18 protein-coding genes and 1 tRNA gene are annotated in these 22,480 nt (G+C 36.6%); 12 read left to right on the top strand and 7 right to left on the bottom strand.

Annotation, left to right across the window (positions count from 1 at the left end):
• Positions 1-119: 119 nt before the first annotated feature.
• The 7 genes from WKH12_RS02330 (at position 120) to tnpC (WKH12_RS02300) (ending at position 12,061) form a co-directional block, all read left to right on the top strand.
• Positions 120-368 (top strand): hypothetical protein, encoded by a 249-nt coding sequence (locus WKH12_RS02330; RefSeq protein WP_434732547.1) that lies wholly within the window; start codon positions 120-122, stop codon positions 366-368.
• A 212-nt stretch (positions 369-580) separates the two neighbouring features.
• The gene (gene uvrB, locus WKH12_RS02325; protein WP_353289016.1) at positions 581-2,494 is read left to right on the top strand and encodes an excinuclease ABC subunit UvrB; all 1,914 of its coding nucleotides are present in this window, start codon (positions 581-583) and stop codon (positions 2,492-2,494) included.
• A gap of 195 nt (positions 2,495-2,689) precedes the next feature.
• Positions 2,690-5,137, top strand: a complete 2,448-nt coding sequence (locus tag WKH12_RS02320) for an ankyrin repeat domain-containing protein (protein ID WP_434732546.1) — start codon at positions 2,690-2,692, stop codon at positions 5,135-5,137.
• Between the two features lie 592 nt (positions 5,138-5,729).
• The gene (locus tag WKH12_RS02315) at positions 5,730-7,079 is read left to right on the top strand and encodes a hypothetical protein (RefSeq protein ID WP_434732545.1); all 1,350 of its coding nucleotides are present in this window, start codon (positions 5,730-5,732) and stop codon (positions 7,077-7,079) included.
• Positions 7,080-7,796: 717 nt separating this feature from the next.
• Positions 7,797-7,994, top strand: a complete 198-nt coding sequence (locus WKH12_RS02310; protein WP_434732544.1) for a hypothetical protein — start codon at positions 7,797-7,799, stop codon at positions 7,992-7,994.
• Between the two features lie 24 nt (positions 7,995-8,018).
• Positions 8,019-10,553: a hypothetical protein gene (locus WKH12_RS02305; protein ID WP_434732543.1), complete on the top strand. Its 2,535-nt coding sequence runs from the start codon at positions 8,019-8,021 to the stop codon at positions 10,551-10,553.
• Positions 10,554-10,762: 209 nt separating this feature from the next.
• Complete coding sequence (tnpC, locus tag WKH12_RS02300) at positions 10,763-12,061, top strand: IS66 family transposase (protein ID WP_434732542.1); 1,299 nt, start codon at positions 10,763-10,765, stop codon at positions 12,059-12,061.
• A gap of 7 nt (positions 12,062-12,068) precedes the next feature.
• Here tnpC (WKH12_RS02300) and tnpC (WKH12_RS02295) read toward each other — a convergent pair whose 3' ends face one another.
• The 5 genes from tnpC (WKH12_RS02295) to hflK form a co-directional block, all read right to left on the bottom strand.
• A complete protein-coding gene (tnpC, locus tag WKH12_RS02295; RefSeq protein WP_434732541.1) occupies positions 12,069-13,367 on the bottom strand; it encodes an IS66 family transposase in 1,299 nt (432 codons plus the stop codon).
• Positions 13,368-13,463: 96 nt separating this feature from the next.
• Positions 13,464-14,891, bottom strand: a complete 1,428-nt coding sequence (terL, locus tag WKH12_RS02290) for a phage terminase large subunit (protein ID WP_434732540.1) — start codon at positions 14,889-14,891, stop codon at positions 13,464-13,466.
• Between the two features lie 176 nt (positions 14,892-15,067).
• A complete protein-coding gene (locus tag WKH12_RS02285; protein ID WP_434732539.1) occupies positions 15,068-16,552 on the bottom strand; it encodes a DegQ family serine endoprotease in 1,485 nt (494 codons plus the stop codon).
• A 3-nt stretch (positions 16,553-16,555) separates the two neighbouring features.
• Positions 16,556-17,428, bottom strand: coding sequence for a protease modulator HflC (gene hflC / locus WKH12_RS02280; protein WP_434732538.1), 873 nt, complete (start codon positions 17,426-17,428; stop codon positions 16,556-16,558).
• Positions 17,429-17,430: 2 nt separating this feature from the next.
• Positions 17,431-18,465, bottom strand: coding sequence for an FtsH protease activity modulator HflK (gene hflK, locus WKH12_RS02275; RefSeq protein ID WP_264687825.1), 1,035 nt, complete (start codon positions 18,463-18,465; stop codon positions 17,431-17,433).
• 454 nt (positions 18,466-18,919) lie between these two features.
• On the opposite strand from hflK, the gene WKH12_RS02270 reads away from it, so the two are divergent.
• Entirely contained in the window at positions 18,920-20,440 is a 1,521-nt protein-coding gene (locus tag WKH12_RS02270) for an actin-bundling T4SS effector WalE1 family protein (RefSeq protein ID WP_434732537.1), read from the top strand.
• Positions 20,441-20,651: 211 nt separating this feature from the next.
• Here WKH12_RS02270 and WKH12_RS02265 read toward each other — a convergent pair whose 3' ends face one another.
• Positions 20,652-20,894, bottom strand: a complete 243-nt coding sequence (locus WKH12_RS02265; RefSeq protein ID WP_434732536.1) for a hypothetical protein — start codon at positions 20,892-20,894, stop codon at positions 20,652-20,654.
• An 89-nt stretch (positions 20,895-20,983) separates the two neighbouring features.
• On the opposite strand from WKH12_RS02265, the gene WKH12_RS02260 reads away from it, so the two are divergent.
• From WKH12_RS02260 to WKH12_RS02245, 4 genes are all read left to right on the top strand, one after another.
• Positions 20,984-21,127: a hypothetical protein gene (locus tag WKH12_RS02260; RefSeq protein WP_264687828.1), complete on the top strand. Its 144-nt coding sequence runs from the start codon at positions 20,984-20,986 to the stop codon at positions 21,125-21,127.
• 42 nt (positions 21,128-21,169) lie between these two features.
• Positions 21,170-21,505, top strand: a complete 336-nt coding sequence (cutA, locus tag WKH12_RS02255; RefSeq protein ID WP_264736203.1) for a divalent-cation tolerance protein CutA — start codon at positions 21,170-21,172, stop codon at positions 21,503-21,505.
• Positions 21,496-21,570: transfer RNA gene (locus WKH12_RS02250), tRNA-Gln, on the top strand. Before cutA ends, WKH12_RS02250 begins: the two co-directional genes overlap by 10 nt.
• Positions 21,571-21,588: 18 nt before the next feature.
• Positions 21,589-22,155: a hypothetical protein gene (locus WKH12_RS02245; protein ID WP_434732535.1), complete on the top strand. Its 567-nt coding sequence runs from the start codon at positions 21,589-21,591 to the stop codon at positions 22,153-22,155.
• A 7-nt stretch (positions 22,156-22,162) separates the two neighbouring features.
• Here the strand turns inward: WKH12_RS02245 and WKH12_RS02240 are convergent, their stop codons facing one another.
• On the bottom strand, positions 22,163-22,450 hold the full coding sequence (locus tag WKH12_RS02240) for a hypothetical protein (RefSeq protein ID WP_264687830.1): 288 nt from the start codon (positions 22,448-22,450) through the stop codon (positions 22,163-22,165).
• Positions 22,451-22,480: the final 30 nt, after the last annotated feature.

The raw sequence follows: 22,480 nt of genomic DNA, 5'->3' as shown, positions 1-22,480 counted from the left end.
CAAAATTGTGCATAAAAGTAAAACAAAACGAAGGTTAACAGTTGCGTCTTTTTCGCAAGAGTAATGGATTTATGGAAAAAAGGAGTGCCCGAACTATAAAAATATTTACAGGAGAAACAATGAGAAAAAAGGTATTAACTGTAACTTGTCGATATGAGCCTGATGAGTTAGCAGATAAACGCTTATCGGATGTATACGGGCAACTGATAGAGAGATTGATAAAGAGAAAAAAAGAAAATAGAGAGAAAGAAACAAATGAAAGTAATGAGTTTATATGCGAGAGTGTCATCGTGCAAAAAATTAAGCATAGTACGACAAATACAAGTTTTCTTGTCGTTTTAATCTGCACAGATTGTGAAGTTAAATGAAATAGCTTCAGTTTCATGATAAGGGGGCTGGCGGAGTTTGTCAAGGAAGTTTTTCGTTTCTATTCCCAATAAAAGTTTGTTATATGGTTATGCAAGAAGTCTATTGTTGGTTAATGTTTTATGGCTTTACGGAAAGTTTATAGCTATACAACTTATCTTAAAAGCAATATAGTGTTCACTATGCAATGAGTCAAAGATAGTAAGTAAAGTCTATGAAATTTCAAATCACTACACATTTTCAACCCGCTGGAGATCAACCGCAGGCAATCGATAGTTTAATTGCGGGGCTAAATAGCAATAAAAGAGACCAAGTTTTACTTGGGGTTACTGGTTCTGGGAAAACTTTCACTATGGCAAATGTTATAGCAAGGACAAACAGACCTGCGCTGATCATGGCACACAATAAAACCTTAGCAGCACAACTTTATGAGGAAATGAAAGGATTATTTCCCAATAATGCTGTTGGATATTTCATTTCTTATTATGATTACTATCAGCCCGAAGCTTATTTGCCGCAAACTGATACTTATATCGAAAAAGACTCTGCAATCAACGACAGAATTGACATGCTGCGTTATTCTGCCGTCTGCTCCCTCTTGGAGCGCAGGGACACGATCGTAGTTGCCAGTGTTTCTTGCATATACGGTCTTGGTTCGCCTGAAAGCTACCGCAGCATGACTATATCTTTAAGTGTTGGAGATAAAATTCATGTTAATGATTTCTTGAGTAACTTAGCTGATCTCCAATACAAGCGCTCTGATACCAGGTTTGAGAGAGGATATTTCAGAGTGCGTGGCGATATTATCGATATATTTCCTGCCTATTATGAAAATAAAGCTTGGCGTTTATCGCTGCTTGGTGATGAAATAGAAGAAATTTCTGAAATTGATGCTATAACGAGTAATATTACCAAAAGCCTAAATACAATCACCATTTTTCCAAACAGCTATCACATTACATCACGTGAGACTCTGTTGCAGACAGTTGAGCTAATCAAAAAAGAGCTGCATGAATGCTTGGATTATTACTACTTGCAAAACAAGATTGTTGAAGCAAAGCGCCTCGAGCAACGCACTAATTTTGATATTGAAATGATGAGGACAACAGGAATATGTAAAGGTATTGAAAATTATTCGCGTTATCTCTATGGAATGGAAGCTGGGGATCCACCGCCTACTTTGTTTGAATATTTACCCAAAGACGTAATTTTATTTGTTGATGAGAGTCATGTCACCGTTCCTCAGATTGGTGCAATGTACAGTGGTAATGAGGCGCGTAAAAAGAAATTGATTGACTATGGCTTCAGGCTCCCTTCCGCTTTTGATAATCGTCCATTAAAATTTGAAGAATGGGAGAAAGTTAGGCCGCAGACTATTTACATTTCAGCTACTCCTGGAAAGTATGAGTTGGCAAAGACCAATAACGTATTTATAGAGCAAGTTATTCGTCCAACAGGGCTTACAGACCCAATCTGCATTGTGAAACCAATAGAGAGTCAAATTGATGATGTAATTCATGAGGCACAAGTGACAATAGGAAAGGGATTTTGTGTTTTAATCACTACACTGACAAAAAAAATGGCTGAAAATTTAGCTGAATATATGAGTGAATTAAATATGAGAGTGAGTTATTTGCATTCTGATATTGGTGCGCTGGAGAGAATAGAAATTATATGTAAATTAAGATCTAAAGAAATTGACGTTTTAGTAGGTGTTAACTTGCTTAGGGAAGGTCTTGATATTCCAGAGTGTGGTTTGGTTGCAATTTTAGATGCTGATAAAGAAGGATTTTTGCGATCAGAAACATCGCTCATTCAAACGATCGGTCGTGCTGCACGTAATGCTGAAGGTAGAGTAATTTTGTATGCAGATAAAATCACTGGTTCTTTAGATCGTGCATTAAGAGAGACTGAAAGAAGAAGAAAAAAACAAGAAGAACATAATATATTGCACAATATTGTCCCGAAGACTATAATAAAACCTATATCAAACACCTTACAGGAGAGGGCAATAGCAGAACCAAAAGTAAATACTAATAAGGATGACTTGAGAAAGCAAATGATAGAGCATGCTGAAAATTTAGAGTTTGAAGAAGCAGCAAGAATAAAAAAATTATTGCAAGGTTAAGTAATATATGATGCTATGGGCATAGCATGAAAGTGTAAACAACTAAACTTCCACTATTCTTCTTTTTATTTTAACTCATCTTTTTGAGACTTTTGACAATTTCTTAGAACTGAAGAAGGAAAGGTGTATTTTTTTATTGACTTACCTATGTATTACGGTAATCACTAAAGAATTAGTGAGTAATGGTTATAGAATATGAATGGTGGGGTACCAAGCAAGGGATTAAATGAACAATTACGTGACATTTTAGATAAGTTAGAACAGGATATCAATCTATTAGATAATCCCGGTTATATTCAACATATAATGTTTCTTCCAGGAGCAGGAGCTGATCCAAATACAACAGGAACCCAAGGTGAAAAAACTCTGTCAGATTACTCAAGTGAAAAATTACGTGACATTTTAAATCAGTTAGCAAGCAATAGCGATCTATTAGATAATTCCAATTATACTCGATATATAATGTTTCTTCTACAAGCAGGAGCTGATCCAAATACAACAGGAACCCAAGGTGAAAAAACTCTGTCAGATTACTCAAGTGAAAAATTACGTGACATTTTAAATCAGTTAGCAAGCAATAGCGATCTATTAGATAATCCCGGTTATATTCAACATATAATGTTTCTTCTAGAAGCAGGAGCTGATCGAAATACACAAAACCAATATGGAAAAACTCTGTCACATTACTCAAATGAACCATTACTTAACATTTTAAATGCGTTAGAAAGCAATGGAGATATATTAGATAATTATCTTCCATATATAATGTCTCTTCTACAAGCAGGAGCTAATCGAGATACACAAAACCGATATGAAAAAACTCTGTCATATTACTTAGATAAAAGATTATCTGACATTTTAGAAAGCAATAGAGCTCCATTAAATAATATTCAACATATAATTCTTCTTCTAGAAGCAGGAGCTAATCCAAATGTACAAAACCGAGAAGATGGAAAAACTCTGTTACATTACGTTGCTGAACATAACGATACTGGCGGTATACGTTTTCTTTTAGGAGCGGGTGCTAATCCAAATGTGCAAGATCAAAGTGAAAAGACTCCGTTACATTATGCTGCTGAAAATAACTACCTTCAAGCTATAGAACTTCTTTTAGGAGCGGGTGCTAATCCAAATGTGCAAGATCAAAGAGGAAAGACTCCATTTGAATATGTTACTGAACGTGAGTGCCGTCAAGCTATTAAGGATTTGGGTTATGATTTAGATGATTCTCATGAAAATGAAGGGAATCCGACAACACCTGATGATTCGGTAGATGATTGTTCAAATAGCTCTGGTGATGATAGTCAGATAGAGTCTGTTAAATTGAGTGATTGTAACACAGAAGAAGATTCGGACTATCATTCAGATGGTTCTTGTGAAAATGAAGAGAATTCGACAAATAACTCTAGTAATTACCCTAACAAGCACAATGATGATCAGACACTTCGTGATGATCCAGGGTATAGCTCCGGTGACGATAATAAAACAATTTCTACTGAACCGAGTGATTGTGACCGGAAAGACGAGGATTCGAGCTGTAGTTCAAGTGATCATCTTTTTCTAGAAGACTCACTTTCGATGAAGCTAGAAATACCATTAACTACAAGCGAAGAGGGGCTAATTAAAGATTTTTGTGAGAAGATAAGAGGTATAACAGCACAAAATAAACAAGAATCTGAAGAAAGTATTGAGAAAATAGTAAATGAGTACTTGAAGAAAGAAATAAGGTTGAATTCAAGTTGTAGTAATGGTAATGAAAATGACAATGGTGATAAAGAAACTGTAACAAGTTTAATACTTGAAGAAATAGAAGGTGTTCTTAATAATCGTGTGAAACCACGCGATGAAACCAGAGCGCGTGAAAGGCAGTCTGATGGTATCGCCGACCAAGACGATGGCAACGAAGATAAAGTTTCAGGCATCATAGAAAGCATCACTAACAAGTTATTGTTAAAAGGTGGGAAAGCAAGACAAAAATTTTTCTCCGGTAATACTGAGCTAGCACAAAATTATGGATCTAATTATATAAATGATCTCTCTAAGAAATATAAAGAAACTAAAGACAAGCTAAAGAGTATAGCATATGAAAGTATTGTAGGCAGAGATAGACAAGCTCAAAAGGGGGAGCCAGAAGAGGTAGACATAGATAATGTATGTTTTTATGTGAAATATTCACAAGATAGTATTATTGAACCTGTGAAAATCTTTAACAAAGCTGAAGATTTAAATTTAAAAGTCGGCATACTTCAAGTTGGGGAGAGTATAGTAAGAGTTGAAGGTACAAAAGATGGAAAAAGAAATTACACAGATGTCTTAGAAAGTAGCATTAAAATGTCTTTTACCACTGAAGCAGGAGAGATTAATATTTATCTAAGTCCTAGTGAGAAAGATAGTAATAAAATAGAAGTAGAAATTGATGATGAGAGTGAAGAAAGGCTTAACAAGTTAAAAGCTGAGAAGAAAAGTTTAGGAGAAAACTGTCTTTTGGGAGGAAAAAGTGTTCTGGAAGCTATAGAAGAGAAAGGTTTTAAGAAAAATGGTAATGTACCTACAGAGTCAATCGAGACTATTAAGGATGTTCCACGTACTGATGTTACGCAAGCTTGTTCGCAGCAAATTAACACAAGAGCTAAAGGCAAATAGCGATCTACCGATTATTGAAATAGTGCCACACAATAATAAGCTCACTCAAAATTGTTCCGATTTGGCAGGGTTATTTTGCCGCACCAAGCGGTATGGCTTTGAGTATGAGATTTTAATGTTTCCGGAAGCTCGCCACAGTGGATAGTACAGTATTTACAATGGGTGAACACCAGTGCTTTCAGGGTCAGGCCCAACCCTACTTAAGTGGCTAAGATATATCTAACGTAGCTTTATCTTTGCTTTCTGACAGTCTTTGTTGATACTCGTTTATCAGCCTTTCAGGCTCGTTCAATACACTCTGAATACAATATATTGCACAAGTTATGCTAGAGAGTATAATAAAACTTATATAAAATACTTTACAAGAAAAAGTGGTGGTAGAGGCAAAAGTGAACATTAATAAGAAGGAAAGCGCATGCTAGAGCTTGAAAAAGCAGCAAGAATAGAAAATATTATTGAAAGGTTAAATGGCGTATGATATAATATACATAGTGTAAAAATATAAATAATTTTATTGACATCTTTACGTTAACGCTTCTTAAATGTTTAGTACTGTAGAATTAAATTATTAACTTTTATGAAGGGAGTAAAAATGATGGAAAGCTTTTCAGGTAACAATAAAGACAGTAATTTTATTGAGGGGACAAAAATAATGGAAAATTTTTCAGATAATAACGAAAACGGTAGCTCAATCTTCCAAGGAAAAATCAGGGAGCAAGATTTCTCTGCGGAGCAGAAGTTAAATGAACTGAAAGCAGCCATAGAGAAGCTTGACAGACAAGATTTGCTCAGAAGGCTCGAGTGTGAGCGTCAGGCCTCTAGTTGTGTCGATGAAATATCATCTCAAGCAGAGCTACATATCGAAGATGGTGATGAGGGTTACTTCGATTGTGAAAAACCACTGGGAGATTTCTGGAGTTTCTTTGAACCTTTCTTCAACCTCTTTGAAGTAGATGTAGATGATCCGAAAATCTACCAAATGCTCAAGGAGAAGAAGGAAAAAAACCTGATTGCTGCGATAGTGAAGTTTTTGCGTGACAAGCTTAAGGAGTTAATCAAGAAGATCTTCAAAAGTAATTTAGATTTGAGTTGGGACAAGAGGTTGGACAAAGAGATAAAAGAATTGCAGGAGAAATTGGGCAGTGGTGAGTTATCAGAAGAGGAGCTTGCAAGGGTGCTCGAACGTCTACAATTTTTGCAGGATCTGAAACTCAAGTTACAGCTCGCCGTTACCGGATGGATTATTACAATGTTCGCAGAGATGTTTGGAGTTGAGCTAGCAGCTATAGTAGAGGCATCTACAGAAGAAACAACTAAAGCAGAAAAAACATCATTAAAGGAAGAAAATAAAGAAGTTCGTGAAAATGTAGAAATAAAAGTGGATGAAAGAGAAAAGCCTAAAGTGCCAGTTTTCCTTTTTGAAGTTTCACCCGGATTTGTAAGGCCAATTCCTCTGAGCAAACCAGAACTTGATCTTTTACCAAAACCTATGAAAGAACTAATGCCTAAAGAGGTTATAAAGGAGGAGATCCGCGAGGTAAAAGAAACAAAACCAAAAGTGGAAGAAGAGAAAAAAGCGAAGCCTGAGGAACCGAAGAAAGAGGTGTGTCCACCTGCTCCAAAAAAGCCAGAAGTTCAGACAGAACAGAGTACGTGGTTTAAAGTTAATAATGATATATCAGAAAAGATGAATTTAGATAGTGGTAATGCTAAAAAGCCTCGAAGAGGAGCTAGTAAAGGATCTTCTTTTAATGCTGGGAACTTTCCTAAAGTTAAACATTTTCAAGTTCCATCAGGAACTAATGATAAGTCCAATGCTAGTGCTGCTCAGTATAATGCTGCAAGTGATGTTCAACCACCAAAAGGATTAACTGATGATATAAAAGTTGAGAAATGTGTGGAAGGTCAGTCAGCAGAAGCAGGAAAGACACCGTTGCGCTAGTTTTTGTCATTCCAGTGTCCTTTTCTTGTTATTCCAGTGTCCCTTTCTTGTCATTCCAGCGCGTGACGCTGGAATCCAGATGTGCATTGGGTTTGGTAAGTGTAGAGTTTTATGTTAAGAAGGAGTGTTTTTGATGGAAAAAACTGGATCCCAGTGTCTGGGCACTGGGATCCAGGATGTACATTAGGTTTGATAAGTGTAGGGTTTTATGTTAAAAGGGAGTGTTTTTGATGGAAAAAAGACTAGATCCCAGTGTATGGGCACTGGGATGACACCTATGGGTTATTTGTGATGACAAAGGAGGGTGTCATTCGAGTAGTGGACGCTGAAATCCAGGAGCCAGTGCTTCCTTTTGTCATTCCAGTACTGGAATCCAGGATGTGCATTGGGTTTGATAAGTGTAGGGTTTTATGTTAAAAGGGAGTGTTTTTGATGGAAAAAAGACTAGATCCCAGTGTCTGGGCACTGGGATGACACCCTTCCTAGTTGGGATGACAAGAAAAAGAGGTACTGGTATGACATTAAAAGAGTAGGAGTTGATGGCAAAAAGAAACACAGGCGTCATTCAGTGTCTTTTTTTGTCATTCCAGTGCGTGACACTGGAATCTAGGAGTATAAAAATGACGAATAAAATTTATACTAAAAAATATAAAAAAGTGCTTGCACTTAATTTTATTTTTAGTATATTAATTACATAATATTTTTACTGGGGACAATATGGATAAAAAAGAATCTGATAGTGTTACAAGAAAAAGAGAAAGAGCTGATCTAAGCAAAGTAGATCCAAAGTATATCGATGACTATCGTGATAGGTTTAAAGAAAGAGATGAAGAGAGAGCAAGAAGGAATGATCCTAGCAGTTCTATGAGTAGTTGTAATAGTCAGAGTAGTAGTAAAGGTAGTTCAAGGTCATAAGTATATTTAAAATAAGGGGGTGTTATGCCTAATATAAGTGAAGTAAATCGAGAATTAGTAAAGGCATTTAATATTAATCTTCGTTTTAATAGTATTGCAGTTACTAACCTTACCGTGCAAAATTTGCATGGTAAGGATCATATTGTTATCTCATTTGATAAAAATATGGATTCCAAACAATGTATGAAGTATTTGAATAACATGAAGGAGAAAATAATTAAAAGATCTTATAGAGATGAAAAAGCTGCTGGTGTATCTTATAACTTGAAGTTTTTTCCGTTCGCTTTTAACACGAAACATTTACCTAGAGATGATAAAGGAAGAAAGAAATTTTCAGTAGAAATAGATGAAGGAGTGGTTTTTAATTTAAAATGTTATCTAGCTCAAGCGCTTGCCGGAAGTATAAAGGTAGGCATAGGAAATAAGTTTGGTGTGAGGTATGCAAAAAAAAGTATATATGATGCAAGTTTCGATAGGAACTCCTATTTATATTGCATGCTTTTTCATGATAAAGGGCTACAAAAAGACTTTGTTGATTTATTTTCAGCAGAAATTGAAGGTTATCCAAATCCTCCAAGTGATTACTTGGAAGAAAAGGGTAATCTTGTGTACATTAAAAAAGGCATTTTTGATGATATTGAGTTCATTAAAGACATAATAGCATATAATGCATCTTTAGAATGTCGTTATCTTCAGACTCCTAGTGCTAAGAACAACACTGTTGATAAACTAAAATATATAATGATCGATTTTATAGATAGGGCAGCAGATATTCCAGTTCGTACTATTACTCGTACTTCTTATGTTGATAAAAAAGAAGATTCAGTTCTTATTCCTCTTGTGCAAAATGGTAAGTTTCTTGGGTTTCTCAGCAAGGATGATGCATATGACCTCAACCGTACATTTGGTGATGCTGTGGTTACCAGAATTGAAAGTCATCGTTTAAAAAATCCATACTGGAGTAGTGATTACGTATATGCTATAGATTTTGCTGATGTGGACATTTCTTATTGTGTGCTGAATAAAATCATGGAAAGCTCTGTAATCAACAAAGACCATGAACTGTCCATTGACCCTGAGCTTGTGCGAGCATTGTCGCCTCCAGGAACACCGCCCAACCAAAGAAACAGAGATAGTGGTATTGGTGTGTCACCTCTGACTAAGGATTCTGGTTCTTCAAGTGGTGGTCCAGGGCCATCGACTGAACTGTCAGATATGGAATGGGGGTCTCCCACGCGGAGTCAGGATGGAGCATTAGAGGGGTCTCCCAGGCAAGGGTTGGTTTCCGTGCTGCCGTTGAACCCGTTAGATGTTCCTGGAACGAGTGGTGGGCCATTGACACATCTGGGTTATTCTACAGTTAGTCGTGGTGTTGCAGGGCCATCTTCATCATTGCAATCTGTAGGTGCTGCTGCGAATATGCCAGCATGGACTAGTGCTTCGTTTCAGCCAATGGACCGTTCGTCATTACCGGTTTTTTATGCACAAAGTAGTGATATTAGTGTTCCACGATTCCAGCCACCGACACAGTTGAGTTCTAGTGGACCTTCATCATGGAAAGGTGCTGCTAAAAATGTGCAAGCAAGTACTAGTGCTCGGGCTCAGCAAACGAACCCTTGTTTATCACAATGCACGTCCGGAAATAAATGGCAGCCACTGCAATTTACTGAACCAGGATTTAGTGGTTTATCATGGAAAGGTGCTAATGAAAGCACGTCAATAGGGAATAGTACTTGGTATGTGTCATTATCGGGTTCTCCAGATTTGGGGATTCTTGGAGATTATCCAAAAGGTACGGAGAGCATTTGTGGTGTGGAACCTGAAAAACAGCAAGTTAGTGATGAGTGTTCTGAAGCACAGTCACAAGAGAGTGAATCTCCGAAGAAACATGGGGGTGGTCTCCAAAGTACAATAAAAAGTTTCCTCTCTTCACTTTCTAAGCCTAAGCAACATGACGCAAGCTTGAAGCGATGTGATGTAGGGCGTGATACGATGCATTCAAGTGTAAGTGCTCCTGGGGATTTTGTAACTGAAAAACCACCTCTTTCTGAACGATCTGCCTCAGAAAGAAGAGCAAAAAGTAATTCACCCTCAAAAGAGACTTCTCCTGTACATTCTACAATTAGTGGTAGTATTCCAGGACTCCCGTCACAAGGTACTACCGTGGTAGAATCTAATAGTGGACTAAAGTCGCAAAAACGTCTTGATCGTGATCAGAGGGAGGAACTACGCCCATTTCTTTCTTCTGAGATGAAGGAGAAGCTAGACTCCAACTCTTTCTCCCCTGGGGAGGAGCAGCATTTATATTTGACGCATACTCCTTCGGGGAAATGGGAGCTAAGCAGATCTCTATGTGAGGGTAAAGAATCACAGTTATTGCGACTTGCAGAAGCACAATTACCGTCATCTGATAACCTTAGTTCTCAAAAAGTTAATAGAGATAGTGGCTTTTGTTCTATTGGATCGGCTTCTCCTGCTGTGCCACATAAGGGAAGTGTCTCTTCAGAGCTTAAACATCCGCAACAGGTAAAGCATATGTCAGAAGCTTTGGGGAAATAAATTTGTAACCGTTCACGGATTGTGAGAATGAATTAAAGAACTAAGCAGTGACAGCTACTAGATTCTGTAGCTTTTGAAAGGGGTTCTGGCCATTTAGACGTGATGTCAAAAATATCGACAACATTCTGTAACCGTTCACGGAGATAAGGTGGTTTACAAAGTAAGTATAAAAGTGTAAAGAGATAGGAAGCTAAATATGGAATGGGTAAATGACAACAGTGCTGCAAGAAAAGGTTGTAGCAGAAAACGCTAATCTCAAGGAAGAAATAAAAGCACTGATCAGAGAAAATGATAGCTTGAAAGCAAAAATAGTTGAATTAGAAGACAAATTGGGCTTAAATTCGCAAAATTCATCGCTGCCACCATCACGAGATATATATCGTAAGAAAGCAAAAAAGAAAAGTGATAAAAAACCAGGAGGTCAGCCAGGACATAAGGTGCATAAGCGTGAATTAATGGCTGCAGACGAGGTAGTGAGATGCACAATTGATACAATTTGTATGTGTGGAGGTAAGATTACTTTAGAAGATGAAATTATTCATCAGAAGGCAGAGTTGCCAGAAATTAAGCCAATTGTAACTGAGTACAGGTTGCAAAGAGGACATTGTAGAGTATGTAATAAAAGAATTACAGCAAATTTACCCGAAGGTGTTGCAAGAGATTTTCTAGGACCCAATGCTAAAACAGTTATAAGCAGCCTTAGCGGCTTTTTTATTAACTCAAAAAGAGAGGTACAGCAAATTTTGGGCAGTATTTTTAATCTAAATATAAGCCTTGGTTTAGTCTCAAATACTGAACGCAGGGTATCGAAGAAGTGTGCATCTGAATATGAGAAAATGAAGGAAGAGTTGCAAGGAAGCGAGTATTTGCATATAGACGAAACAGGGCACAGAAATCAAGGAAAGAGAGGCTGGAGTTGGGTAATAACAAACAAAGCGTTGACACTTCTGAAGGTAAGCGAGTCTCGTGGTAAGAAGGTGTTGAAGAGTTTACTGCCAGAATATGATGGTATATTTGTGAGCGATAGATACGCTGTATACAATTACTTCAATCGTGAAAATAGACAGATATGTTGGGCACATCTGGCAAGAGATTTTGAGAGATTTGCCCATAGTAAAAATGTTGAAGTGAGCAAAATTGGCCAAGCACTAAAATCGCTCAGCAATAAGGTGTTTGTAGTAGATAAGGCAAAAAAACAAAATTTGATAGATAATTTGAGATTTTATCGACTGGTGCGAAAAATTCGGAAAAGGGTAAAACATTTTTTACGTAAAATGACGAGGGTTGCAAATAGCACTCAAGCTTCAAGAATGGCCGCTAAGATGTTACGATCTGAGGATATGATGTGGAAGTTTTTAAGAAAACCTGAAGTGATAGAAACAACTAATAACCTTGCAGAACGGCAAATTAGACGGTACGTAATTTATCGTAAAAACAGCTTTTTCACCTGGCCAGAACCCCTTTCAAAAGCTACAAAATCTAGTAGCTGTCACTGCTTAGTTCTTTAATTCATTCTCACAATCCGTGAACGGTTACCAACATTCTTTCCACGAATCTTTCTCCACGTTCTGACCAGGTGAAAAAGCTGTTTTTACGATAAATTACGTACCGTCTAATTTGCCGTTCTGCAAGGTTATTAGTTGTTTCTATCACTTCAGGTTTTCTTAAAAACTTCCACATCATATCCTCAGATCGTAACATCTTAGCGGCCATTCTTGAAGCTTGAGTGCTATTTGCAACCCTCGTCATTTTACGTAAAAAATGTTTTACCCTTTTCCGAATTTTTCGCACCAGTCGATAAAATCTCAAATTATCTATCAAATTTTGTTTTTTTGCCTTATCTACTACAAACACCTTATTGCTGAGCGATTTTAGTGCTTGGCCAATTTTGCTCACTTCAACATTTTTACTATGGGCAAATCTCTCAAAATCTCTTGCCAGATGTGCCCAACATATCTGTCTATTTTCACGATTGAAGTAATTGTATACAGCGTATCTATCGCTCACAACTATACCATCATATTCTGGCAGTAAACTCTTCAACACCTTCTTACCACGAGACTCGCTTACCTTCAGAAGTGTCAACGCTTTGTTTGTTATTACCCAACTCCAGCCTCTCTTTCCTTGATTTCTGTGCCCTGTTTCGTCTATATGCAAATACTCGCTTCCTTGCAACTCTTCCTTCATTTTCTCATATTCAGATGCACACTTCTTCGATACCCTGCGTTCAGTATTTGAGACTAAACCAAGGCTTATATTTAGATTAAAAATACTGCCCAAAATTTGCTGTACCTCTCTTTTTGAGTTAATAAAAAAGCCGCTAAGGCTGCTTATAACTGTTTTAGCATTGGGTCCTAGAAAATCTCTTGCAACACCTTCGGGTAAATTTGCTGTAATTCTTTTATTACATACTCTACAATGTCCTCTTTGCAACCTGTACTCAGTTACAATTGGCTTAATTTCTGGCAACTCTGCCTTCTGATGAATAATTTCATCTTCTAAAGTAATCTTACCTCCACACATACAAATTGTATCAATTGTGCATCTCACTACCTCGTCTGCAGCCATTAATTCACGCTTATGCACCTTATGTCCTGGCTGACCTCCTGGTTTTTTATCACTTTTCTTTTTTGCTTTCTTACGATATATATCTCGTGATGGTGGCAGCGATGAATTTTGCGAATTTAAGCCCAATTTGTCTTCTAATTCAACTATTTTTGCTTTCAAGCTATCATTTTCTCTGATCAGTGCTTTTATTTCTTCCTTGAGATTAGCGTTTTCTGCTACAACCTTTTCTTGCAGCACTGTTGTCATTTACCCATTCCATATTTAGCTTCCTATCTCTTTACACTTTTATACTTACTTTGTAAACCACCTTATCTCCGTGAACGGTTACATAAATTTAGGTTTTTAGATATACCTTAACCATCTAAATGGTTTATTAGGGTTGGGGCCAAAGTCCCTGACCCTGAAAGCACTGGTGTTAGTTTTTCTCATCCATTGTAAATATTGTACCGTACTGTCCACCTGATCATCATAACGGGCTTCTGGGAACATTAAAATTTCGTACTCGAAATCGCTGAGCCATACCGTTTGCTGTGGCAGAAAAACCCTGCCAGACTCTATAATTGGAACAATTTGATAAAATCGAGTGAGTTTGTCATTGTGTGGCACGATTTCAATAATCGGTAGATCGCTATTTGCCTTTAGCTCTTGTGTTAATTGCTGACCACTTGTTTTTGCTTCGATCAAAATTGCATGTGGTGCCCATCTTGCAGCTAGTGACAGAACTTGCTCTTTAAGCTTTGGATACTCAAGCTTTGCTCGATATACATCAAGTAAATAGAATTTATTATCTATTTTTGCCCAGGTGGTGCAGACGCTAAAGTCGCTGGAATCGTTTGTTGAAACTGCAGTGTCCCAGCTTTGTGTTACATGTGAGAGATTATCAGGGAAATTTTTATAGCGCTTTAGCCACTCTTGTTTAATTATACTGCTTGAAAGCGGCAGGGGGTTTTGTTGATATTGAGCAGCAAAAGCGTAACTCCCGAGTTCAACTTTTATCATCTCAACTTCTTCTCTTCCTCCCTCCAGGGGATATAATAACTCATTCTCTTCTCTTGAATATAAACCTTTTTCTAGTGTCGTAATTGAGTTGATTATCTCCACTTTTTCAGAAATCATTGGCAAACAAATGTGATGCCATATGTTTTTTGGCTTGGATAAGAGGTGCCCAGTTAAGTCTTCCAGGTGCAGCCTGTGCATAACAAGCACAATTACTCCTTTTTTTCTATCGTTGAGCCTCGTTACCAAAGTCTGATCGAACCAATTTGTAACACGCTTTCTAAACGTTTCACTCAAAGCTTGAGCAGGGTTAAGCGGATCATCCACAATAATAAAATCACCACCTTCACCGGTTAACGTCCCTCCAACTGATGTTGCGATTCTAAATCCTCTCTGCACTGTTTGGAATTTATATTTAGTGTTCTGGTCTTTGGATAATTTTACCTCTGGGAATAGCTCTTTATACCAATCCGATTGCATTACGCACCTGGTATCAAGCGAGTGCTTTTCGCTGAGCAGCCGAGAATAACTTGCAACTATTATTCTTGCGGTTGGTTGATTTCCCAGTATCCATGCGGGCCACGCAACGCTTATGCACATGGACTTCATTGAACGCGGAGGCATATTGAATATTATGCGCCTTACTTCGCCAGCATTCGCTGCTTTCAGCCTGTCTTCTATGACTTTTATGTACTGATAATCATTATACTCACATCCCGGCACCACCGTTTGAAAGCACAGTTCAATGAATTTTAAAAAGTTGATTTTGTTCATGTGTATATTTTAGTAAATGTTCTTACAAGTAGCTGACACTGGAATGACATCCTTTGGTTTTTATATATGGTTATGCAATAAATCTAATGTAGATTTGATTTATTTGATAAGATTGAAGTAGCTATAATGGCAAACGCTACTGCTTTGTGAATTTAGTAAATAACCTACGAAAAGTGCTATTTCTTTAACTTTATTGAAGTAAAAAACTGATTTCCATTGCGGTAAATGAGCAACATTATTGAATCTTTACCGTTTTTCTTTACTGCTGAATCAACTTGTTTTTGAAAATCATTAGTATTTTCTATATCGGTTCCATCTAATTGGATAATAATGTCTCCTTTTTTAATACCACGCAGCGTGGCATTACTGTTACTATCTACATTAATAACTATCACACCTTTTGTAGGATTACTTTCTTTTGATTCTTTTGGCAGGTTTGAAACAGTTAAACCAGTTATGTAATCGGATGTTGATTTATTTTCTTCTTGATTATTACCTTGACCATCATTTGCAGATTCTTCAATCACAACCTTAATATTGACCTCTTTGCCCTTTCTAAGTAACTTAATTTGTACTTTTTTTCCAGGTTCAGTTCTTGAAACCATTTGAGGCAGTTGTGTCATTCTATCAATTTTTTTATCATCAAATTCTAATAATATGTCACCCACCTTAATTCCACCTTTTTCTGCAGGGCTATCCTTTACTATACTTGCAACCAGTGCACCTTTTGTATCTTTTAAACCCAAAGACTCAGCAAATTCTTTCGTTATAGGCTGAACTTGCACACCAAGCCAACCATGTTTTATTTTTTTGCCACTTTTTAATGTGTCAATAATTGACATAGCTAAATTAGATGGTATAGCAAAGCCTATACCCACGTTACCGCCAGACTCAGATGGGGAATAGATAGCGGTGTTAATGCCTATAACTTTTCCATTTAAATCAAATAATGGCCCTCCAGAGTTGCCTCTATTAATTGCAGCATCAGTTTGAATAAATTCATTCATAGTGCCGATACTAATGTCTCTGGACCTTGCAGATATAATTCCTGTGCTTACAGAGCTACCCAAACCAAATGGGTTACCTATTGCAATAACTGTATCGCCAACCCTTGCTGTATCAGAATTACCAAATGCAACAAAAGGAAGATCTTTATTAGAATGAACCTTAAGCACAGCAAGATCAGTTCTTGCATCATAGCCTAAAACTTCTGCTTTGAAATAAGTATTATCGTTCATAGTAACTGTGATATCTTGGGCGTTTTTAATAACGTGATAATTGGTTACTATAGTTCCACCTTTATCTATAATAAACCCAGAACCAAGCAGCACCACCTCTCTGTTAACACTAGGGCCCCTATCCATAAAAAACTGATCAAAATGCTCAAAAAATTCTCTAAAATCATCAAAGAAATTATTTCTTGGCATAAAAGGGATTTTAGTTCTATTGTTACTTTCTTGTTTGATTATTTGTTCGCTTGAAATATTTACAACCGCAGGAATGAGTTCTTCCACTAAATCGGCAAGTCCTTGATTACAGTTACATGCAGTAGTGCTAGCATCAACGACCTTTTTTGCATTCCAATCAAACATATTAGCGTATGAAGAAAACGCAATTAGAAAATATGCAAATATAGATAAAATAAATGCCTTACTTTTCATAAATTATTTCCATCCTTTGTTTAAAATATCTAAAAAGTTATTGTTTGGTGAAAGTACAAATTTAGTATTATTTTCGGCAAATGATTTACTGTAAGCGCTCATAGAGCGATAAAAGTTAAAAAACTCTTCATCAACCTTAAATGCCTCATTATAAATTCTAGTTGCTTCAGCATAACCACGGCCCCTTATTTCATATGATTCTTTTACTGCACTGGAGATAATTTCCCTTTTTAATTTATCAGCTTTTGATCTAACTTCCTGCCCAGCTTGCTCTCCTTCTGCTCTAATTTCTTTTGCTTCTTTTTCCCTTTCAGTTTGCATACGGCGAAATATTGCAGAACTATTTTCTTCTGGTAAATCTGCTCTCTTAATTCTTACGTCTATTATTTCTATGCCAAATTTTTCAGCTTCAGAATAAACTCCACGCTGAATCAATTGCATAACCTCTGATCTTTTTTCATTCAACAAACTGATCAACGAAAATTTGCCTATATTTTCTCTTATGTGTGCTTCTATAACCGGATACAATCTTCTAACCAGCCCTGATTCATTCCTCACAGCCTGGTAAAAAGTAACAGGATTTGTTATTTTATATTTTGCATACGCATCTACTATAATACGTTTTTGATCCGCTGTTATCACTTCCCTTGGGATCTTATCAGGACTTAAATCTAAAACTCTTTTATCAAGAAACTCTACACTGTTTATGAATGGTAACTTGAAATATAAGCCACTTTCCCTAACATCTCTTACAACTTTACCGAGTTGTATAACTATCGCTTGCTTTGTTTCTTGCACAACAAATATTGAATTAAATAAAACAATCAATAAAACAACAAATACAGAAACAAAAACAATTTTAATATTACTACTCATGGTTATTTCCCTAAATTTGTAAGAGGTAAATAAGAAAACATACCTTTCAGATCATCAGTTACAACAACTTTGTCTACCTTACTGAAAATATTTTCCATAGTTTCAAGATAAATACGATTCTTAACGAGAGAAGGATTCTGTCTATATTCCTCATAAAGAGATAAAAAGCGATTTGCATTACCTTTTGCTTCATTTATTACTTCATTCTCATATGCCTCTGCATCTAATTTTATCTTTATCGCTTCACCCTTTGCTCGAGGTATAATATCGTTATTATAAGCATATGCTTCGTTTATAGTACGCTCTTTGTCTGCACGAGCACTTTGTACATCTCTAAACGAACTGATTACTTTTTCTGGTGGATCAATTTTTTTCATTTGAACAGATAAAATCTCTATGCCCATTTGGTATCCATCAAGAATCTGCTGCAATAGAATTCTAGTATCTCTAGAAATTTCTGGTCTGCCTTGACCAAGTGCAAAAGAGATCGTGTTTTTACCTATTATTTCTCTCATGGCACTTTCAGCAGCATTTTTAACACTGAAACCGGGTTTGTAATCCCGCACTTTGAATAAATAGTCCTTAGCATCTCTAACGCGCCACTGAACCTCGAAGTTAACGTTGACTATATTTTCATCTCCAGTTAGCATCACACCTTCACCGCGATCTGTGTCTCGCCCATAAGAATTACTTACCCCAATTTCTTCACGATTTACTTCCTTAACATTCACTTTAAAAACCTTGCCAATAGGGTAGGGGAAGTGATAACGCAAACCAGGTGTTTCTGTATTAGAATATTTACCAAAGGTAAGTTCTATACTTTCCTCACTAGGATGGACAATATAAAAGCCAGTGCAAGCATAGAACAGTAAAATAATGAAAATGATGAAATAAGGTTTTTTGCCCCTGTTTCTGGTTAATCCATTAAGAAAGAATCTTACATCAGATACAGCTTTACTTAAAATATCTTCATTATTAGGAGTTTTGTTCCCTACCGGTTTCTTTCCCAAATTCCAAGGATTATTCTCATCAAACATAACGATTGATTCTATAATTAATACGCTAATATTACTTCTTTAATAAGAAAATGCAAACATAAATTGCTATTTTATTTACAAATTAATCATCAGGATGGAAAACATGATCGTACACTTCCTTTTCTCTATGTAGTATGGTCGACTCTATAGAATTTTCTGGCTTTTTTTTGAATTCTTTGTTGTCACTCTTTAAGTGCACTACGTCTTCGTGAAAATGGGAATTATACCTAAATAGTAAAGCTATTATTATTAAAGTTATAACAGCCAAAAAGATGAGTGCCTTTTTTATGCACCTCATAAATACTCCGGCTTCTTGACCTAATTTTCTACGCTTCCAAAAAACACGTCAAGCAGAATTATTCAAAGACAAATGAACATTAACAGTCAAATTAACACTAACTTAAGAATCGAGGGTGTACAATATGAATATATTTAATTAATAGTGAGGTTTAAAATGTTAGCCAGTGAACAAACAAATTCAAGTCCTGTTAAAAAAAATTCTCCTTTCATGGAAACTGTGCAGGATAAACTAAAAGATATAAAAAATTTCTCTAATTGGTCTGCAAAAGAGCAAATGATTGCAGTAGGTGCAGTAGGTGTGATGGTTGGTGCATTACTTCCATTTGTGGCAGTTGCTTTACCGGTTGCTGCAACAGGTGCAATAGTTGCCCTAACTCTATTTTTTGCTTATAAAGCAGTTGAATACACATTCAAAGGGCTCAAATGGTCAGCAGAAAAGACAGTTGATGGGGCGAAATATACTGCCGAGAAAGTTAAGGACGCGTCAGTATATACTGCAGAAAAAGCAAGAGAAGGTTATCATTCAGTAAAAGGAGCTATAAGTTCTGTGAGACGAGCAACAAGAGAGGGAACTGGTGCTACGTTAGGAAAAATGGGGCGCAGTTTAAGTAATTTAAGTGAAAGTATGTCTAGTTTAGACGCCATTCCATATTCAATAGGTAACGAAGGTCAAACTGTTGTTTTGAAAACAGAAGAAAAAACAAGGAATTTCAATAGTGTAAAGGAGATGTTTATTAAGGAAGTTCTTGAAGACAAAGCCGTGAATAGCTCTGCTTTAACTAAGGAAATATTTTCTAAGCTGGGAGGAAAAATATTAGAGAAAGCTTATTCTGTTGGTGGTCCACAAGGTGCCAAAAAGGACCAGTTGATCAATCAGTTGAAACAGCAAGCAGATTTTGTCAATAAATTAGACGCTAAGAAGTTGCAAAATTTGTTGTCTAAAAATAATAACAATCTTTATGAAATTTTCTCTGAGCATCACGATGAAATTAAGAGGATTATTGGAGAATGTAAAAGAGAATACGAATTTGATCAATCTATGAGGCGTAACAACGCAAGAGACGCAGAAGAAAGAAAAGCTAGTAAGTCTTTTTCACTTTCATCAGTCTTTTCACTGAGAAGAAAAGACTCTACACAATCAACTAGCAGCTTGTCAAAAAGCAGTTCACTAGATTCTGTAAGGACTGACAGTACTGTTAGCAGCGAAGCGGAATTGTTCAATCCTGCGAAGCATAAAGAAGTGAAAACAACTGCTCCATTTAAAGTGCCATTATGGTTGGGGGGTAAAAAAGCACCAGAAGAAACTACTAATGTTAAATATCAAGTTCTTTCTGAATCAGACACGTTGTCTAGACAAGTAGGAAAGAGAACTTTTTACGTTGATACTCCTATTCCCATTGAAAATACTGGTAAAACTGCAACAGCAGGAGGAAGACTTTCTGGTAAGCAGCCTATTCCAGTTACTCCACCAAAGGTATCAAGAAGCTCTTCTACTGATAGTAGAATGGGTTCTGGTTCTTCTACGCCAAAAAGTCCTTCTCTAGAAGACTTAAGTAAAGCTCGTGCAGAACTGAAAAAAACAGGTTATCTGGGCAAAATGGTGGAACAGCCTTCTACGTGTAAGTCTGAAGTTTACATTGAACCACAGCAGCCAGGAGTTACATCTGGTAAGTAGCATAAACAAAACCACTCACTTTCTCCAAAGGATGTTACTCAATGAGTAACATCCTTTTTTTGTTTTTAAACTATAGAAAAATCCCAGCGTTATGCGCACAAACGTATGAACATTGTGATTTCTCCACTAGGGAAGGTGTCATCCCAGTGCCTTGACTACTTGGATCCAGGAATTTTATTAAGTTGGGAAGCATAAAAGTAGCCGTTTTATGTTAAAATACAACATTTTGATGATTATGAAAAGGCTGGATTCCAGCGTCACGCGCTGGAATGACATGGTGAGGCGTCATCCTGCTGCTCCTTTCTTGCCATCCCAGTAGCCTCCTTTTTTTGTCATCCCAATACCCCCTCTTGTCATCCCAGTGCCCTTTTTTGTCATCCCAATACCCCCTCTTGTCATCCCAGTGCCCTTTTTTGTCATCCCAGTGCGTGACACTGGGATCTAGCCATTTCACGCAATCCCATCGAAAACGCTGTGTTTTAAAAAATGTTAGCCACTTTCATGTTTACCAACTTAGTGCTCAATCAAAATTCCTAGATCCCAGTGTCACGCACTGGGATGACAGGGGAAGGAAGCACTGGAATGACAGAAGAGAGCACTCGGATGACAGGGGAAGGAGGCACTGGAATGACAGAAGAGAGTGCTGGAATGACAGAAAAATCTAATCTATTTTCTCTTGATGAATAAACCTAAGTGGAGTATAGTAGAAATGCATTTACGTAGATTCTAATGAATAATTTAGTTTTGATTTATACAACTTTTTCAAGTTTTGAAGAGGCTAAAACTGTTTCTGAGGAATTGTTAAACGAGAAATTAATTGTATGTGTAAATATATTTCCTGAAGTGAATTCTCTGTATTTATGGGAAGGTAAAATTAGTAATAGTTGTGAAGTAGTAGCAATTATGAAGAGCAAAAATGATCAAGTTGATAAAATTGTAGAAAAAATCGAAGCAATGCATTCTTATGATCAGCCAGCTATTGCTGTGATGTCCATAGAAAAAGCAAATAAATCTTTTACTAATTGGGCTAATAGTGTTATTGATGTAAGTAGTATTGGGGTGTAGCCAAGTGGTAAGGCAGCGGTTTTTGATACCGTCACGCGAAGGTTCGAATCCTTCCACCCCAGCCATATTGAAGTGGGTGTGAAATGATATCACTTTTCTATAAATTAAGATTATTGAATTATATATTAGGTAGTCTAAAAGATATAATTGTGAAACTGTTTCTCTTCACAATGTATCTTTACACATCCAGCATTGTGCTCATGTTTCTCAGCAATGGTTTTTGGTATGCTGTAGAATTTGGCTCTTTCAAAAATGCGTTTTACCATTTATTTCAATATTACAAGTGGTATTATGAAAATAGGGAAGACCTCGGTTACGGAATTTCTATTCGAATATTAGTAGCATTCCTTACTCCGCATTTTCTCTATAAGTTGTTCCTTAGCACAGGCTGGAAGTCTTTTTTAAAGGAAAAGATAGTGCAGATACTCAGCACAAGAAGAAAAAAGGGTAGTGAGTTCAGTAACAGTAGTAAACCAAGTGGCAGTAGTTATAGTGATAAGAATAATTACAGCAATAACAGTGAGCATCACGCTCAAGATGCAAAGCGGAAAGTAAACATAATAAAGCAGCTATTAATCAAAGATATAGAGGCAACTATAGATAGGAGATTGAATGATATTTTTTTCGGTAAAAGGAGTAAACCTCATTAAAAAGGCTTTATCTAGTAAGGCTTTTTAAGATTGGCTGTATTTTGTTTTTTACGTATACCGGATCACAATCAGCCAATATACATGTGTGTGCAAAATCTTGACTAAAGTCCGATAACCAAGAAATCGCCTTACGTTTCTCTACCAAGCTTTCTGTTTTTTTACAGTGACTTGCTGCATCAGTCATTGCCTGCGCTATTACTGATTTCCACAGCAAATAATACCTTTGTATATCATCTGACGTACTATTTGTTTCATAGTGGTTAAAAAATTCTTTAAAATTGAAATTGTTTGACATAATGATACCTCTTTGGATTGAAATTTGAAA

It is taken from the genome of Wolbachia endosymbiont of Zygogramma bicolorata (assembly GCF_051130665.1).
Lineage (GTDB): Bacteria > Pseudomonadota > Alphaproteobacteria > Rickettsiales > Anaplasmataceae > Wolbachia.
This window is presented reverse-complemented; position numbering and strand designations above follow the sequence as displayed.